Source organism: Neotabrizicola shimadae, assembly GCF_019623905.1.
Taxonomy (GTDB): domain Bacteria; phylum Pseudomonadota; class Alphaproteobacteria; order Rhodobacterales; family Rhodobacteraceae; genus Neotabrizicola; species Neotabrizicola shimadae.
On record NZ_CP069370.1, the window covers coordinates 531410 to 547532 of the forward strand.

Below are 16123 nucleotides of genomic sequence, written 5' to 3' on the forward strand. Positions count from 1 at the left end.
TCGGCGGGTCATTTCAACCGCTGTGATCGCCCGTTTCGGAGCCGGATTTCAATTAAACGGCAATTCCGAATAGGGGGCGAGAGAATAATCAACGCCCTTTCAGGTTGGGCGAATTGGGATATCGTGACCCTTTTGACCATGCGTCGGAGGGATTTGTGACGATTTGCCCAATCGGATGTCCGGTGCCTGAAAATGGCGCCAGGGCGCCAAGCAGGCATGTGTTTTGGAACCGGTCAAGTTCTGCTGCACTGCAGAATGATGGCGGCCGAGCAGGTCGCCGACGGAATTGTGGAAGGTAGCGCGGGCGGGCATGGCCCGGCCCGGATGGCTTCTCGTACGTGGGACCTTACGGGAAGTCATGGCGGTGCGAATCGGTGCGAATCGATTTGTTGCCGGGGGGGCTCGGGCGGCAGGTGGGGGCCGTTCGAAATTCGCCAGCAGACGGAATGGTTTGCGCCATCGCCGGGTGACGCTGGTGGCTGGGAGTTTCGCAACCCTGGCGGCCGTTTCTGGCCTGCCGCCGGGAGAGAGGCGGTGGCGCGCCTGCGATCGCGGCCGGTCAGCCGCGACTGAGCGGAAGCCCGCCGGGCGTCTGGACCCGGTCAATGGCGGCGTCTAGGGTCGGGTTCCCAACATGCGAGGGCCCGATGCGCTGGATCGTTCGACTGGTTTCCGTTGTCGTCACTCTCGCCATTCTTGCCGTGGCAGCCGTGTGGCTGATCCCTGCGAAGTCGGTCGCTGATATCGCCGCCAAGCAGTTCGAGGCGCGCACCGGGCGGGCGCTGACCATCGGCGGGTCGGTGGTGCCCCAGGTCTGGCCCGTGCTTGGCGTTGTGGCGGGCGATGTGAGTATCGCCAATGCGGCGTGGTCGGATCAGGGACCGATGTTCCATGCCGACAAGCTGGAGATCGGGCTGGATGCCGCCAGCCTCATTTCCGGTGAGGTGCGGGTGACGGCGCTGATTGCGGCGGCGCCGGAGATCGTGCTGGAGCGGGCGGCCGACGGCCGCGGCAACTGGGAGCTTGGCCCCGTTGCGTTGGCGGCGACTGCGGAGACGGGCAGCGGAGACGTGGCGTCGGGCGCCGGCACGGCGCTGCCACCGCTTTCGCTGGACCGGCTGGAGGTGACGGGCGGGCGCGTGACCTATCTGGACCATGGGGCGGGCACGCGGGTGGCGCTGACGGACATTGCGTTGAAGACCGCGGTTCCCGATCCCGCCGGACCGGTCGATCTGGACCTTTCCGGGGTGATGAACGGGCAGGCCTTCACGCTGGATGCGGACATCGGGGCGATGATGGCCTTTCTGAGCGGGCAGACGGAAGCGGTAACGCTGGCGCTGCAGGCCGGTGCGGCGCAGGTTGCCTTCGATGGGCGCCTGGGTCTGGTGCCGCTTGCGGCCGAGGGGCAGGTGGAGGCCGATCTGGCCGATCTGACGGCGATTTCCGCGCTGGCCGGGGTTGACCGCCCCGCGCTGCCGCCGGGCCTGGGCGCGCGCAGTGTGACGGTGACGGGCAAGGCCATCCTGACGCCCGAGGGCAGCGCGCATCTGCGGGGCGGGACCATCGGGCTGGACGACAATGTGCTCACGGTCGAGGCCGATGTCACGCAGGGCGCCGAACGGCCGAAGATTGCGGCCCTGGTCTCGGCGCAGCGGCTGGACCTGAGCGGGCTGACGGGCGGCTCGGGCGGAGGCGGCGGTTCCGGCGGGGGCAACGGCGGTGCGGCGGGGGGCTGGCCGGATGTGGCCATCGACGCCTCGGGTCTCGGGGCAACGGATGCGCAGATCACGCTGACCACGGACGAGCTGGACCTGGGGCTTATGACGCTGACGCCGCTGCAGGCCTATATGGAGCTGGACCGGGCGCGGGCGGTCGTCGATATCTCGCGCGCCGGGGCCTATGGCGGCACGGTGTCGGGCCAGGTGATCGCCAATGCGCGCGAGGGGTTTTCCACGCGGGCGAACCTGGCGCTGGAAGACATGGACATGCAGGCGCTGCTGCGCCAGTTTGCAGGCTTCGACCGGCTTCTGGCGCGGGGCACGCTGCGGTTCAACCTGCTGGGTTCGGGCACGCGGTTGCCTGACCTGGTCCGCAGCCTGTCGGGCGAGGGCAGCCTGGCGCTTGGCCAGGGCGAGTTCCGCGGGCTGGATCTGGCGGGGATGCTGATCAACCTGGACCCGTCCTATGTCGGGCCCGAGGACAAGACGATCTTCGACAAGGTGACGGCCAGCTTTGCCGTGCAGGGCGGTGTCCTGCAGAATGACGATCTGACATTTGCCGCGCCGCTGGTCACGGCGACAGGCGCGGGCAAGGTGGACCTGCACCGCCAGTGGATCGATTACCGCATCAAGCCGGTGGCGCTGCCCGATGCCGACGGCACGGGCGGGGTGATGGTGCCGCTGATCATCAAGGGGCCGTGGAACTCGCCCGACCTGAAGCTGGATGTCGAGGCGCTGGCCAAGGAACGGCTGGCCGAGGAGCAGGCCAAACTGGAACAGAAAGCCAAGGAGGAACTGGCGAAGAAGGCGGCCGAGGAACTGGGCGTCACCATCGACCCCAATGCCGAGGATCTGGAGAAGGCGGCGAGGGACGCGCTGGAACAGAAGCTTCAGGAAGAGGCGGCCAAGGCGCTGCAGGACCTGCTGGGTGGCAACTGAGCGCCGGCCCGAAGGCCGGCGCGGGGCGCCCGAGGGGCGTCAGATCATTCGATCTTCTGGGTCGGCCGCGGTGTGGTGGCGGTTTCCGGCGGAAGCGCGGGAACCGTGATTTCCGGCAGCGCGCCGGTCAGGCTGTCCAGGAAGGCCACGATCTGCACGGTTTCTTCCGGCTTCAGCGCTTCGCCCAACTGGCTTTCCGCCATGATTTCCACCGCGACCGGCAGATCCCAGACCTTGCCCGAGTGGAAATAGGGCGCGGTCAGCGCGATGTTGCGCAGGGGCGCGGCGCGGAACACATATTCGTCGCTGGCGGTTTCGGTGACCTTGAAGCGGCCCTTGTCACCGGCGGGCAGCACTTCGGCGCCGGGCTTTTCGACGAGGCCGAACGGATAGTAGCCGTGGCCGCCCACGTTCACGCCGGAATGGCAGGCCGAGCAGCCCTTGTCGATGAACAGCGCGAGGCCGGCCTTGGCATCGTCGGACAGCGCGGCGTCATCGCCGTTCAGCCAGGCGTCGAAGGGGGCGGGGGTGATCAGGGTGGCTTCGAAGGCCTCGATCGCGCGGGCCATGTTGTCGAAGGTCACCGGATCCGCCTCGCCGGGGAAGGCGGCGGCGAACCATTCAGTATAGGCCGGCATGGATTTCAGCGTCACCACGACATTTTCAGGCGTGTTGGCCATTTCCACGCCCGCCTGCACCGGGCCCTTGGCCTGGGCCTTCAGGTCTTCAGCGCGGCCGTCCCAGAACTGGGCTTCGTTCAGGACGGCATTCAGCGCGGTCGGCGCGTTGCGCGGACCCTTCTGCCAGCCATGCCCGATCGAGGTTTCCATGTTGTCATCCCCGCCGGTGGCGAGGTTGTGGCAGGAGGCGCAGGAGAACACGCCGGACGCCGAAAGGCGCGGGTCGAAGAACAGCGCCTTGCCGAGCTCGATCTTTTCGGGGGTGATCGGGTTTTCTGCCACGGCCGGCACGGTCGACGGCAGGGGCTTGAAGGTGGCCAGCGCGCTATCGCGCAGGTCGTCAGCAAATGCGGGCAGGCCGATCACGCTTGTGGCAAGGGCTATGGCAAGGGATCTGCGCATGGAGAACTCCTGTGGCGTTGGTTCGCGCGAGGGGAGTCATAGCACTCACGGCGCCGTGAATTTTGATTTGGATCAATTCTAGAAAGATAAGTAAACCTACGAAAAAGATGCAGAATTTTTCTTGGTCTGTATCCCTATGGCAGCCGAAAACGTCGGGTCACGCGGACGCCATTCAGCGTGTGGGTGCAGCAAGCGCAGGTCGGTTCGAGCGTTTCCGGCGTGATCGTCGGGTCCGTCACCCTGAGCCGGCTTTCGTCATCGACGTAAAGCCCGCTGAACCATGCGCTTTCCCCGCCCATGAAGCACCCGAACCCCTGGTCCCGCGTCAGAGCCACCATGCGGAAGATCGGCTCTTCGCGGTCCAGTCGGGACAGGGCTTCGGCATGGACCGCCGTCCAGTCCTGCCCCACCCGCGACAGCAGGAAGCGGTAGAGCGGCGTGTAGTCGAGGCCCCTCTGCACGCCCTGCTTCATCTTGCCACGCGTCACGCCCTGGGCCTCGGCGACGCGTTCGGCCTTGCTGTGGCGCGTCCAGGCGAAGTCTGGGCCGGTGCTGTGGTGGTGGCCGCGGGCGCGCGTGTTGACCTTGCGGTACAGCGGTTCCTTGCGCCCGTCACGCATGTCAGCGGCGGCGGTCGCGCCGCGCGCTCATCGGCTGGAAGGCAACGCCGACATGGGCCTCGCAATAGGGTTTGCCGGGAAGCGAGGGCAGGCCGCAGAACCAGAAGTCATCGGTCGCCGGGTCGCCGATCGGCCATTTGCAGGTGCGTTCGGTCAGTTCCATCAGCGTGAGCCGGCGCGCGCGCTTTTCCACCTCGCGCACCGAGGCGAGCGCCTCGGGGCTGATCTCGTTGGCCGAAGGCTGCGGCGGCAGTGGCTGGCCGGCGGGGACCAGCGGCTTGCGCACGGGCAGCGGCGTGACATTGGCCACGGGCGCCGCCGGGGCAGGGCGCGGTTCGGGCGCGGGGCGCGGGGCGGCGGCGACGGGTTCCGGCGCAGGCTCGGGCCGGGGGGCGGCCGCCACGGGCGCGGGCTGAGGCGCGGGCTCCGGCCGGGCGGCGGGGGCTTCGGCTTCTTCCTCGTCCTTGCCGCCGACGCGGTTCGACAGGCCCAGTCGATGAACCTTGCCGATCACGGCGTTGCGCGTGACACCGCCCAGTTCCTTGGCGATCTGGCTGGCGGACTGGCCTTCGGCCCACATCCGCTTCAGGGTCTCGACGCGCTCGTCGGTCCAGGACATCTGGTGCTCCGCATGATCAGAAAGACGTACCATTGTAACGATGGGCGCGGGGTGGCCGCAAGGGCACCTGGCACTGTGCTTCCCCGCCGTCATCGGCGCCGCTAGTCTTGCCCGGTGCCAGCAAGGGGGAGCATCATGGCCATCAAGACTTATCCGAACCCAGACCTGGTGGTGGGCGAGGACCGGCGGCCGCGATGGAACTCGGCTCCCGCGCGGCGGCACGGCTTTCACAACCTGCATCTGGTGACGCGCTATGCGCAAAGTTTCCGCGCCGCGCAGGTCATGGACCTGCGGCTGTCGGCCGAGCTGTCGATCCCGGCGCGCGAGGATGTGAGGCGGCTGACGGCCAGCCCGTGGTTCAGCGCGATGGCGGTGATCGAGGGCAATCGGCTGCTGTACGAAGCCTATGCCCCGGATTTCGGTCCGGACCGACCGCATTCGATCATGTCGATTTCCAAGATGAGCACGAACCTGATCCTTGGCCGGCTGGTCGAGGAAGGGCGCGTGGGGCTGGAAGAGCGGGTGGGCGACATCCTGCCCTTCATCGGGCCGGGCTATGCCAATGCCAGGCTGCAGGACGTGCTGAACATGAATGTCCTGAACGATTACAACGAAGACTACCAGGACACCGATGCCTCGGTGTTTCACCATGAGGCGGCGACAGGGATGCGGTTGCCCGCCGGGACCGAGCCGATGAATCGCGACTTCATCGCCACCATCGGTCTCGCGCCGGGGGCGGCGGATACGGTAAACCGGTCGGGGCATTGCCTGTACAAGAGCGCCAACACCGACGTGCTGGGGCTGGTGGCCGAGGCGCGGGGCGGGCGGCCCCTGTCGGCCTGGCTGGCGGACCTGGCCGATGCGGCCGGGGTGGAAGGCGCCTTGCACATGGCGACCGACCGCACGGGCTTTCCGCTGTTCAATGGCGGCATCTGCCTGACCGCCCGTGACCTGTGCCGGTATGGCGCAGTGTTCGCGCGGATGGGCCAAGGTGTGGACGGCGCGGCCTTCGGGTCGGGCGCCTTCATCAAGGCGACCCTGGCCGATGGTGTGCCGATGCCACCGCCGCGGGGGCACTTGCGCTATTCCAACCAGACCAACACGAACGGCACCTGGCTGGGACATGGCGGCTATGGCGGGCAGTACATGGTGGCCAATCCCAAGACCGGGCGGGTGGCCTGCTTCCTGGCGGTGCTGCAAGACGAGGATGGTTACGACACGGCCTGGTACCCCCCGCTGATCGCCATGCTTTCGGAAATCTGCACGGGGGCCTGATTTCGGCTTCCCCTGCGGCAGCGTTTCGCGTATGGCGGCGTCATGACCCTGACGCGCATCCTCTTTACCGCTTCGCGACGCCGATAAGGCGCAAGGTCCGGCCTGCCCGGCCGTAACGGGCATTCCCTCGTTGACACCCGCATTTGCCTGGCCCTAGGGCTTGGGCGCCTGTTCCGGAGGACTTCCATGATCGCTCCCGTTCTTCCGACCTATAACCGCGCCGACCTGGCCTTCGTCTCGGGCGAGGGCTCGTGGCTTCTGGCCGAAAACGGGCGACGCTATCTGGACCTGGGCGCCGGCATTGCCGTGAACGCGCTTGGCCATGCCCATCCGGCCCTGGTCGAGACGTTGACCGAACAGGCGAAGAAGCTCTGGCATGTGTCGAACCTGTACCGCATCCCGGAACAGGAGCGGCTGGCGGCGATGCTGGTGGACAGGACCTTCGCCGACACGGTGTTCTTCACCAATTCCGGCACCGAGGCGGCCGAACTGGCGATCAAGATGGCGCGCAAGTACTGGTCGGCCAAGGGCGACCCCGACCGCATCCAGATCATCGCCTTCGAGGGGGCCTTCCACGGCCGCTCCACCGGCGCGATTGCGGCGGCCGGGTCCGAGAAGCTGACCAAGGGCTTCGGGCCGCTGATGCCCGGTTTCACGCAACTCGCCTGGGGTGACCACGATGCGTTGCGCGCCGCCGTGACGGACCGCACTGCCGCCGTCATCATCGAGCCCATCCAGGGCGAAGGGGGCATACGCACCCTTCCCGACGCCTGCCTCAAGGGCCTGCGCGACCTGTGCGACGCAACCGGCGCCCTCTTGATCTTCGACGAGGTGCAATGCGGGATGGGCCGCACCGGCAAGCTGTTTGCCCATGAATGGGCGGGCGTCACGCCGGACATCATGATGGTGGCCAAGGGCATCGGCGGCGGCTTCCCGCTTGGCGCCGTGCTGGCAACGGAGGCGGCGGCTGCGGGAATGGTGGCGGGCACCCATGGTTCGACCTATGGCGGGAACCCGCTTGGCTGTGCCTTGGGCGCCAAGGTGGTGGAAATCGTGTCGGACGACGCTTTCCTTGACGCGGTCCGTGCCAAGGGTGCGCAGTTCCGCCAGGGGCTGGAGGGGCTCGTGGCGAATCACCCCACGGTCTTCGAGGCGGTGCGTGGCGAGGGCCTGATCCTGGGGCTGAAATGCGTGAAGCCGAACACCGATGTGGTGAAGGCCGCCTATGCGCAGGATCTGTTGACCGTGCCGGCTGCGGACAATGTGATCCGCCTCTTGCCGGCGCTGAACATTCCCGAGGCCGATATCGCCGAGGCGCTGGCGCGCCTGGACCGCGCGGCGACGGCGCTCGGGCGGGCGGCCTGAAATGCCGTCCGCATATCCTGCTTGTTCTTTGTGAAAACACTCTGCGGGAGGCCGGGGGTGGGAAACCCCCGGCGGACGCCGCTTGCGAAAGCCTCTCTAGATGAAGCACTTCCTCGATATCCACACCACCGATGCCGGCGCGCTCCGGTCGATGATCGACACGGCCCATGGCATGAAGTCGGCCCGAAATGGACGCCCGAAAGGTGCACCGGATGACGACCAGCCGCTGAAGGGCCATATGGTCGCGCTGATCTTCGAAAAGCCATCGACCCGCACCCGCGTGTCCTTCGATGTGGGCGTGCGCCAGATGGGCGGCGAGACCATGGTGCTTTCGGGCAAGGAGATGCAGTTGGGCCATGGTGAGACCATCGCCGACACCGCCCGCGTGCTCAGCCGCTATGTCGATCTGATCATGATCCGCACCTTCGAGGAGGCGACCCTGCTTGAGATGGCGGAGCACGCCACTGTGCCGGTCATCAACGGCCTGACCAACCGCACCCATCCCTGCCAGATCATGGCCGACGTGATGACCTATGAGGAACATCGCGGCCCGATCGCCGGGCGCAAGGTGGTGTGGTGCGGCGACGGCAACAATGTCTGCGCCAGCTTCCTGCATGCCGCGGGCCAGTTCGGGTTCGACTTCACCTTCACCGGGCCGCAGACGCTGGACCCTGAGGCCGAGTTCGTGGGTTTCGCCCGCGACCGGGGATCGAAAGTGCTGATCGAGCGCGATCCGCACAGGGCCGTTGTAGGCGCAGACCTTGTGGTGACGGACACCTGGGTGTCGATGCATGACCCCGAAAGCGCCAAGGAGCGTCGGCACAATCAGCTGCGCCCCTATCAGGTGAACGAGGACCTGATGGCCAAAGCCAAGCCCGACAGCCTGTTCATGCACTGTTTGCCCGCACACCGGAACGACGAGGCCACCAGCGCGGTGATGGACGGGCCTCATTCGGTGATCTTCGACGAGGCAGAGAACCGGCTTCACGCGCAGAAGGCGATCATGCGCTGGTGTCTGGGGAAGTAAGGCCCCTACCGGGCCGCTCAGCCGACCCGGTGCTTCAGGACAACCGGCAGGACGAGGTCTTCCTCGTCCTCGAGGTGGCGGTCCAGGAGGCGGCTGAAGCGGGTGAGGTCCGGCAGGAAACGCGCCATTGCCTCGCGCCGCGCCGCCTCTCCCTCTTGCCGCAGCACGGTGTTCGCCCCCGCGGCGAAGCTGTCGATCAGTTCGTGCAGGGCATGGTGGTCACGGTCCAGCATCTCGAACCCCCTGGCGATGCCGGGTTCCAGCGCGGCCAGTTCGGGGAAATAGGCCTCGTCCTCGATCTGGTGATGGCCGATCAGGTCGTTCAGCAGGCCCGAGCCGAGCCGCACCAGCCGGCGGGCATGTTCGTCGGGGTCGATGCGCCTGTCGATCAGGGCGTGTGCGTCGGTCTCCAGATGGCTGAGCACGCGGCGGAAGGCGAGGTGGCGGTCCAGCCAGAAGGCGGCCAGCCCGTTGAATCCCGGATGCGCAGGCCAGCCTTCGCGCGGGAGATCCCGCAAGATCAGGCGAAACTCGTCGGGCAGTGCGGTGCGGTTGGAAAGCGTGTCGTCGGTCATGGGGCCGGGCCTTGCAGGGTTCCAGCCTTGCAGAGGGCCTGCCGCGCCGCAAGTCCGGCGTGTCTTGACCTTGCGGCGTGCCCCGGCAAGGGTGGCGGCCCAACAGGGAGGCTTCCATGAGCGCGATCAACATTTCCGTTTACGACAGGTTCCTGGCCGGTCTGTCCAGTCTGCTGGACAAGGCCGAGGCGCATTGCGCCGCGAAGAACATCAAGCCGGAGGCGATCCTGCAGTTCCGGCTGTTCCCCGACATGTTCCCCTTCGTCAAGCAGGTGCAACTGGCCTGCGATTTCGCCGCCCGGGGCGCGGCGCGCCTGGCGGGGCACGAGCCGAAGGGGTTTCCTGATACCGAGACCAGCTTTGGCGAGTTGAAGGCCCGGGTCCAGGCCGCGCGCGACTACATCCACAGCTTCCCGGCCTCGGCCTATGAAGAGGCTGACGACCGGCTGATCACCATCAAGATGCGTGGCAACGACATCACCATGAAGGGGTCGGAGTTCTACTGCATCTATTCGCTGCCGCAGTTCTACTTCCACCTGACCACGGCCTACAACATCCTGCGGCACAACGGGATCGAAATCGGCAAGGCCGACTTCATGGCGGCAAACGCGGGATGACCACGGCCTTTGTCCTGATCGACATGCAGATGGGCATGGCCGAGCGCATCGCGAGCGGCCGGCCCCGGGCGAACCCGGATGCGGAAGAAAAGGTGGCGGCGCTGCTGGCTCTGTTCCGCGACCGGGGGCTGCCTGTCCTGCATGTGCATCACGACGACGCCGATCCGGACTCGCCCTTCCGCAAGGGCGAGCCGGGTGGCGAACCCATGCCCTGTGCAATGCCCTTGGCGGGCGAGGCGGTGTTCTGGAAATCCGGTTCCTCCGCCTTTGCCGGCACAGGTCTGGATGCGGCACTGCGCCGGATCGGGGCAGATCGCATCGTGGTGGCGGGGGCCGTCGCGGCCTTTTGTGTGACCTCGACGGTGAGGGCGGCCAACGACCTGGGCTTCAAGGTGATCCTGCCGGGCGATGCGCTTCTGGCCTTTGACATTCCCGCTCATGACGGCGGGCGCATCGACCCCGAGACCGTGCTGCGTGTCACGCTTTCGCTTCTGGGGGCCGATTTCGCCGAACTGGTGACGGCCGATGGAGTGGAAGCGCGCCTTTAGGCAGCGGCAGGGGCGGCCGCGGGGCGCATGTCCGCCGCCGCCGTCCTGCCGGCCAGAAGGGCAACGACCACCAGCAGCAGCGACAGCGCGGCATAGGTGGGCCGGAAACCGATGTGCTCGACCACGAAGCCGATGGTCGATGGGGCCACGAGGATGCCCGCATAGCCAACCATCGTCACCGCCGCGATGCCGGTGCCCGCGGCATGGCCGGGGTGGTTGCCGGCGGCCGAGAACAGGATCGGCACCATGTTGGCCACGCCAAGGCCCGAGACGGCGAAACTGGCGATCGCAAGCGCGGGTGTGGTCGCCAGTGCCCCGCCCATAAGACCCGCCGCCGCGATCAGCCCGGAAATCCGCATCGTCTGCACCGCACCAAAGCGGTTGCGCACGCTGTCGCCCAGGAAGCGCATGATCGCCATGGCGCCGGCGAAGAAGGCGAAGGCCAGGCCCTGGACGAAGGGCTCGGACCCCCAGGTCTCTTTCAGGTAGAGCGCCGCCCAGTCCATCACCGAGCCTTCCGGCACCATCGAGAACAGCGCCATCGCGCCGAGGATCCAGAGGCTTGCATCGCGCGGCAGCAGGGGATGCTTTTCGTCCGCCCTGGTCCGGGCATCCTCGTGCGGGGCATCGGCGATCAGGAAGGGCATGGCGCTGAACACGAGTATGGCTGCGACCACCGCCACGGCCAGCGCCTGCGCCTCGGACCCGAAATGCGACAGGACATAGGCCCCGGCGCCGGCGCCGAAGAAACCGCCCAGGCTCCAGAAGCCGTGGGACGAGGACATGATGGCCCGGTGCAGGCGCCGCTCGATCTGCACGGCCTGCGCGTTCATCGCCACGTCCATGCAGCCCGCCATGGCCCCGAAGACGGCCATGGCCGGGGCCAGCACCCACAGGTTGGGTGAAAACACCACGAAGGGCAGCACCGGGATAACACAGAGCGAGAAGGCCCGCAGCACCGGGGCCGATCCGAACCGAGTGATCAGGCGGCCCGCGAACAGCATGGCGCCGACCGCGCCAACCCCAAGCACCAGGATCAAGAGGCCCAGAACGGGCTTGGTGATGTCGTGCCGTGGCAGCAAGAGCGGGATCTGCGGGGCCCAGGCCCCCATCACGAAGCCGTTCGCCGCGAACATTGCCGCAACCGCCCACCTTGCCCGCGCCGCCTGCCGGTCCATTCCCGCCTCCCTGTTAGCGCCAACTGCATATCGGGGCGGGAGGGGAGGCGGAAGGGGCCTGCGTTCACGTCGGGTTTCGCGATGTGACAGGCGGGGCAGGGGGGCCGTCTGCCCCCCTCTGCGCATTCGCGCATTCACCCCCCGAGGATATTTGGGAACAGAAGAAGCCGGTCAGGTGCCGCGGGGTTTTGCCTTCAGCGTCGGGTCGGCCTGGGTGGGGTCTTCCGGCCAGGGATGGCGGGGGTACTGGCCGCGCATGTCCTTCCTCACATCGGCATAGGAGGTGGCCCAGAATCGCGGAAGATCCATCGTCACCTGTACAGGACGCTGCGCGGGCGACAGCAGGGTGATACGCAGCGGAAGGCGGCGCTGGCCCACGGTGGGGTGGGTGGTGACGCCGAACATCTCTTGCAGGCGCAATTCGATGCCAGGCGTCTCGTCGTCATAGTCGATGGGGATGCGGCGGCCGAGAGGGGTCTCGTAGTGCGCGGGTGCCAGCCGGTCCATCTCGCGCGTCTGGTCCCAGTTCAGGAGGCGGGCCAGTGCGGGGGCGAGGTCAAGCGCACGCAGGTCGGCCTCGGTTCTGACGCCTTCGAGGTGGGGCAAGAGCCAGTCTTCGGCGCAGGACAGTAGCGCCTCGTCGCTGACCTCGGGCCAGCCGTCGCCGCGGGCCAGCGCGATGCGGGCGCGCAGGCGGTGAGCGGCATTGGTCCAGGGCAGGCCGATCTGGCGCATCCCGTCCAGCGCGGCGCGGGCCAGCGCCTCGGGCGGGGCCTCGGGCCAGGCGCGGTCGTCCATGACCAGAGCGCCGAATGTCTCTTGCCGGCGGGCGCGGACGCGGCCATCGCGGCGGGACCACTCCACCCCCTCGCGCCAGCGGAAGCGGTCGGGATAAACCGCGCGCAGTTCGGATTCGGTCAGAGCGACGGCCTGGCGAATCTGCGCCTCGCGCGCATCGCCGTCGGTGTCGGTGACCACGATCAGCCGCGCGCCGGAAAGCGGCTGTCCCGGCGCCATGGCCGCGCCCTTGCCCCCGGAAAGGAGCCAGCGCGGTGCGTCGCCCGCGCGGCGCAGGCCGATCCGGTCGGGATAGGCCAGCGCCGCCATCTGGCCGGGGGACAGGCCGGCGTCTGCCCTCGGCGCAAGGCGGGTCAGGCGGCGGGCCTCGTCGCGGATTCGCTCCAGCGTCGGGCGGTGCAGGGGCCAGGGGTGGCGGGCCTCATAGCCCTTCGGGTCGGCTACGGCCATCAATCGCAGGGCCATATCCGGCGGCGCGTCGCGGATCGGGTCACGCTCGGCCATCAGCGCGGCCAGGGGGGCAGCAGAGGGGCCGGCGGTCAGCAGCATGTGGCCCAGGCGCGGATGCAGCGGCAGGCCGGCCAGCGCCCGGCCATGCGCGGTGATGCCAGTGGCGTCGAGCGCGCCGAGGTCGGTCAGCAGACTGCGCGCCTCGGCCAGAGCCGCGGGGTTGGGCGGCGTGAGGAAGGGCAGCGCATCCGAGCCCCAGAGGGCAAGCTCCAGAGCAAGGCCGGTCAGGTCGGCGGTCTCGATTTCGGGCGGGGCGAAGGCGGGCAGCGCGCCCTCCTCGCCCTTCGTCCAGAAGCGGTAGCAGATGCCCTCGGCCACGCGGCCCGCACGGCCGCGGCGCTGTGTGGCCTCGGCCCGGCTGACGCGTTCGGTGACCAGCCGCGCCATGCCCGAGCCGGGATCGAAGCGCGAGCGGCGGGCGCGGCCGCCATCCACCACCACGCGGATGTCGGGGATGGTCAGCGAGGTTTCTGCGATGGAGGTCGCCAGCACGATCTTGCGGCCCTCGGCCGGGCCAAGCGCGGCACGTTGCGCGGCGAAGTCCATCGCGCCGAAAAGCGGACGAATCGCCGTGCCGGGCAGGCGGCCCTCCAGCGCTGATTGCAGGCGGCGGATTTCGCCTTCGCCTGGCAGGAAGACGAGGATGCCGCCCGTGGTTTCCTCGGCGGCCTGCCGCACCAGCCCGGCCATCGCGGCATCATAGCGCAGCGAGGCGTCTGGCGGGCGGGGAAGCCAGCGCGTCTCCACCGGGAAGGCGCGGCCCTCGGAGGTGACGATGGGCGCATCGCCCATGAGCCGCGCCACCGGGGCGGCGTCCAGCGTGGCCGACATCGGCAGAAGCATCAGGTCTGGCCGCAGCGCGGCGCGGATTTCCAGCGCCAGCGCAAGGCCCAGGTCGGCGTTCAGCGAACGTTCGTGGAACTCGTCGAAGATCAGGCAACCCACGCCCGGCAGTTCTGGGTCGGACTGGATCATCCGGGTGAGGATGCCCTCGGTGACCACCTCGATCCGGGTGCGGGTCGAGGTCTTCGCCTCGCCCCGGATGCGGTAGCCCACGGTTTCGCCCACTGCTTCGCCCAGGGTCTCCGCCATGCGCTCGGCAGCGGCGCGGGCGGCGAGGCGGCGGGGTTCCAGCATGACGATGCGGCCAGTCACCAGTCCACCGGCCAGCAGGTCCAGCGGTACCCGCGTGGTCTTGCCCGCGCCGGGCGGGGCCTGCAAGACGGCCTGACCAGCCTTGCGCAGGGCGTCGCGCAGGGCGGGCAGGGCATCGTCGATGGGAAGCGCGTCGGTCATGCGGCGGATATGGCGAAAGCGGCGCAGCAGGGGAAGGGGCGCCGGAATTCGCAATCGGCTTCCGGGCACGATTTCCGTTGCGGAAATCGGGACGCGGGGATCAGGCGGGGCAGAGGAACTCCAGGCGGTTGCCGAACGGGTCTTCGCTGTGAAACCGCTCCAGCCCCGGCAGCGCGGCATCGTCGCGGCAGCAGACGCCTGCGGTTTCCAGCCTGTGCCGCAGCCCGGCAAGGTCGTCGACAAGAAAGGCCGGATGCGCCTTGCGGGCCGGGGCGAAGGGCGCCTCGACCCCCAGGTGCAGGCGTAGGCCGTCCCATTCGAACCAGACGCCACCCCGACCGGCCAGCGCTCCGGGCTTGGGCACCTCTGGCAGGCCAAGCAGCCCGGAATAGAAGGCCCGCGCGAGGTCTTCTCCGCCTTCGGGCATGGCAAGCTGGACGTGATGCAGGCCGAGGAGCATGGCGGATTCCATTTCAGTATACCGAAGTATACCAAAATTCCCCTCGTCGATCCAGCCTATCCGGCCTGCGCCTCGATCTCCGCCGCCACCAACCGCTGCAGCCGCCACAAGTGCCGGTCATGGATGCCGCGCGCTTCCAGGTGACGGACCGTGTTCGCCAGATATTCCGCGCTGCTGCCGACGTGACCGCAGGCCGTGGCAAGCACCGCGGCCACCTCTTCATCCGGCAGGCGGCCGACATATAGCGGAGAGGCGCGGTTCATCACGAAGGCCAGCGCTGGCACGGCGCCTTCGGCCGTGGCCACGGTGATCCAGCGCGGCGCGCTGTTGATCGGCTTCACCGTGAACTCGCGCCGGAACAGGCGGTGGAGCTGGCCGGGCAGATCCTCGGTCGGCAAGGTCAGCAAGAGGCCGCGGCAGGCGCCGCCGCGGTCCAGCGCCATCATCAGGCCGGGCAAGTCCGGCGTGCCGCGAAAGCGCGGCATGCGAAAGCAGAACGACCGGTGCCAGCCGCGGGCGGTGCCCTCGGTTTCGGCGGTATGGGGGATCTCGGGCTTCCAGATCAGCGAGCCATAGGCGAACAGTCGGGCCGGACGGTCGGGCGCCGGGTTGCCGGCCAAGGTCCGCGTCACCCAGTCGTCGTAGTCGGCATCCTGCATCAGCACCATGCCCGGTGGCGGGCCGGTATCCGGCACGGCACGGGTCACGCGCGCTACAAGCGCGGGGGTCAGAGACAGGCGGCGTGGCATCGGCCTTCACTCATCGGCGGATCATCTTCGCCTTGCCAAAGGTGGTTTCCGTGGCGACCTCGACCACGCGCATTCGGCCGTCCTCGCCCGGTGCATAGGTCAGCGTGAAGGGAAACCGTGTGCGCTTGGCCATCTCGTGCGGCGGAAAGCCCGCGACGCGGCGGTACTCGCCGGCGCAAGTAACGCGGTCGCCCTTCACCTTGCGGCCAGAGAGCGAGATCTTGCTGGCGCGGCGGCCGTCGAACATGGCGTAGGAGGCGTTGCATTCCTGGCCAGGCTCCACGCTTTTGAGCACCGCGAAGGCAGCGGTGAGCGGATCGACGGCGCCGGCCTGGTCAGCGGCCGAGATGTCGTGAGGGCGGGGCTTGCCGGGGGGCTTGTAGGTTTCCACCACCGGCACCCCGCGCGAAAAGCTCATCACCACCTCGGACTGGCGGTCACCGGTGTCTGCCTTCTCGCGGTAGCTGGCGGGGCGAAAACGGTCGTCCCTGTAGGCGCCGCTCGCGGTGCCCTGGTAGCTGATCTTCTTCACGAAGGAGACGAGGCCCGAGGATCCGAGCTTGCCCTGCACGGCATAGCCCTTGCCGTCCACCGTACCGGCGACGGTCAGCGTGCCGGCGGTGAGGCCAGCCACGACGAAATCGAAGGTGGCGGTTTCGGTGGCCTTCTGGGCCAGGGCGGGGGCCGTGAGGCAAAGGCAGGTCACAAAGGCGGCAAGAAAGGACTTCATCGCGTACTCCACGGCCC

The 16123-nt window shown here is 68.1% G+C and carries 15 protein-coding genes; 6 read left to right on the top strand and 9 right to left on the bottom strand.

Annotated features, from left to right (window positions below; all coding sequences use genetic code 11):
- Window positions 1-647: 647 nt before the first annotated feature.
- Window positions 648-2657 (top strand): AsmA family protein, encoded by a 2010-nt coding sequence (locus JO391_RS02520; RefSeq protein ID WP_220662636.1) that lies wholly within the window; start codon window positions 648-650, stop codon window positions 2655-2657.
- Between the two features lie 44 nt (window positions 2658-2701).
- Here JO391_RS02520 and JO391_RS02525 read toward each other — a convergent pair whose 3' ends face one another.
- The 3 genes from JO391_RS02525 to JO391_RS02535 all read right to left on the bottom strand — a co-directional run bounded on the left by JO391_RS02525 (window position 2702) and on the right by JO391_RS02535 (window position 4978).
- On the bottom strand, window positions 2702-3739 hold the full coding sequence (locus JO391_RS02525) for a cytochrome-c peroxidase (protein ID WP_220662637.1): 1038 nt from the start codon (window positions 3737-3739) through the stop codon (window positions 2702-2704).
- 134 nt (window positions 3740-3873) lie between these two features.
- The gene (locus JO391_RS02530; RefSeq protein WP_220662638.1) at window positions 3874-4359 is read right to left on the bottom strand and encodes a hypothetical protein; all 486 of its coding nucleotides are present in this window, start codon (window positions 4357-4359) and stop codon (window positions 3874-3876) included.
- 1 nt (window position 4360) lies between these two features.
- The gene (locus JO391_RS02535; protein WP_220662639.1) at window positions 4361-4978 is read right to left on the bottom strand and encodes a GcrA family cell cycle regulator; all 618 of its coding nucleotides are present in this window, start codon (window positions 4976-4978) and stop codon (window positions 4361-4363) included.
- 135 nt (window positions 4979-5113) lie between these two features.
- Between JO391_RS02535 and JO391_RS02540 the strand changes: the two genes are divergently transcribed.
- From JO391_RS02540 to argF, 3 genes are all read left to right on the top strand, one after another.
- Window positions 5114-6253 (top strand): serine hydrolase domain-containing protein, encoded by a 1140-nt coding sequence (locus tag JO391_RS02540; protein ID WP_220662640.1) that lies wholly within the window; start codon window positions 5114-5116, stop codon window positions 6251-6253.
- A 186-nt stretch (window positions 6254-6439) separates the two neighbouring features.
- A complete protein-coding gene (locus JO391_RS02545) occupies window positions 6440-7618 on the top strand; it encodes an aspartate aminotransferase family protein (protein ID WP_220662641.1) in 1179 nt (392 codons plus the stop codon).
- Between the two features lie 100 nt (window positions 7619-7718).
- The gene (gene argF / locus JO391_RS02550) at window positions 7719-8645 is read left to right on the top strand and encodes an ornithine carbamoyltransferase (RefSeq protein WP_220662642.1); all 927 of its coding nucleotides are present in this window, start codon (window positions 7719-7721) and stop codon (window positions 8643-8645) included.
- A gap of 17 nt (window positions 8646-8662) precedes the next feature.
- On the opposite strand, the gene JO391_RS02555 is transcribed toward argF, so the two are convergent.
- Window positions 8663-9220, bottom strand: a complete 558-nt coding sequence (locus JO391_RS02555; RefSeq protein WP_220662643.1) for a hemerythrin domain-containing protein — start codon at window positions 9218-9220, stop codon at window positions 8663-8665.
- A 116-nt stretch (window positions 9221-9336) separates the two neighbouring features.
- On the opposite strand from JO391_RS02555, the gene JO391_RS02560 reads away from it, so the two are divergent.
- Together JO391_RS02560 and JO391_RS02565 are read left to right on the top strand one after the other, a co-directional pair.
- Window positions 9337-9837 carry a DUF1993 domain-containing protein gene (locus JO391_RS02560; RefSeq protein WP_220662644.1) on the top strand — a complete coding sequence of 167 codons (501 nt, stop codon included), beginning with the start codon at window positions 9337-9339 and terminating at the stop codon, window positions 9835-9837.
- Window positions 9834-10385: a cysteine hydrolase family protein gene (locus JO391_RS02565; RefSeq protein ID WP_220662645.1), complete on the top strand. Its 552-nt coding sequence runs from the start codon at window positions 9834-9836 to the stop codon at window positions 10383-10385. The genes JO391_RS02560 and JO391_RS02565 overlap by 4 nt, the downstream gene beginning before the upstream one ends.
- Here JO391_RS02565 and JO391_RS02570 read toward each other — a convergent pair.
- The 5 genes from JO391_RS02570 to JO391_RS02590 form a co-directional block, all read right to left on the bottom strand.
- Window positions 10382-11563 carry an MFS transporter gene (locus tag JO391_RS02570; protein WP_220662646.1) on the bottom strand — a complete coding sequence of 394 codons (1182 nt, stop codon included), beginning with the start codon at window positions 11561-11563 and terminating at the stop codon, window positions 10382-10384. The genes JO391_RS02565 and JO391_RS02570 overlap by 4 nt on opposite strands.
- Before the next feature lie 171 nt (window positions 11564-11734).
- Window positions 11735-14167 carry an ATP-dependent helicase HrpB gene (hrpB, locus tag JO391_RS02575; protein ID WP_220662647.1) on the bottom strand — a complete coding sequence of 811 codons (2433 nt, stop codon included), beginning with the start codon at window positions 14165-14167 and terminating at the stop codon, window positions 11735-11737.
- A gap of 100 nt (window positions 14168-14267) precedes the next feature.
- Complete coding sequence (locus tag JO391_RS02580; protein ID WP_220662648.1) at window positions 14268-14627, bottom strand: VOC family protein; 360 nt, start codon at window positions 14625-14627, stop codon at window positions 14268-14270.
- 56 nt (window positions 14628-14683) lie between these two features.
- Complete coding sequence (locus JO391_RS02585) at window positions 14684-15376, bottom strand: gamma-glutamylcyclotransferase (protein ID WP_220662649.1); 693 nt, start codon at window positions 15374-15376, stop codon at window positions 14684-14686.
- A gap of 10 nt (window positions 15377-15386) precedes the next feature.
- Complete coding sequence (locus JO391_RS02590; RefSeq protein WP_220662650.1) at window positions 15387-16106, bottom strand: DUF3108 domain-containing protein; 720 nt, start codon at window positions 16104-16106, stop codon at window positions 15387-15389.
- Window positions 16107-16123: the final 17 nt, after the last annotated feature.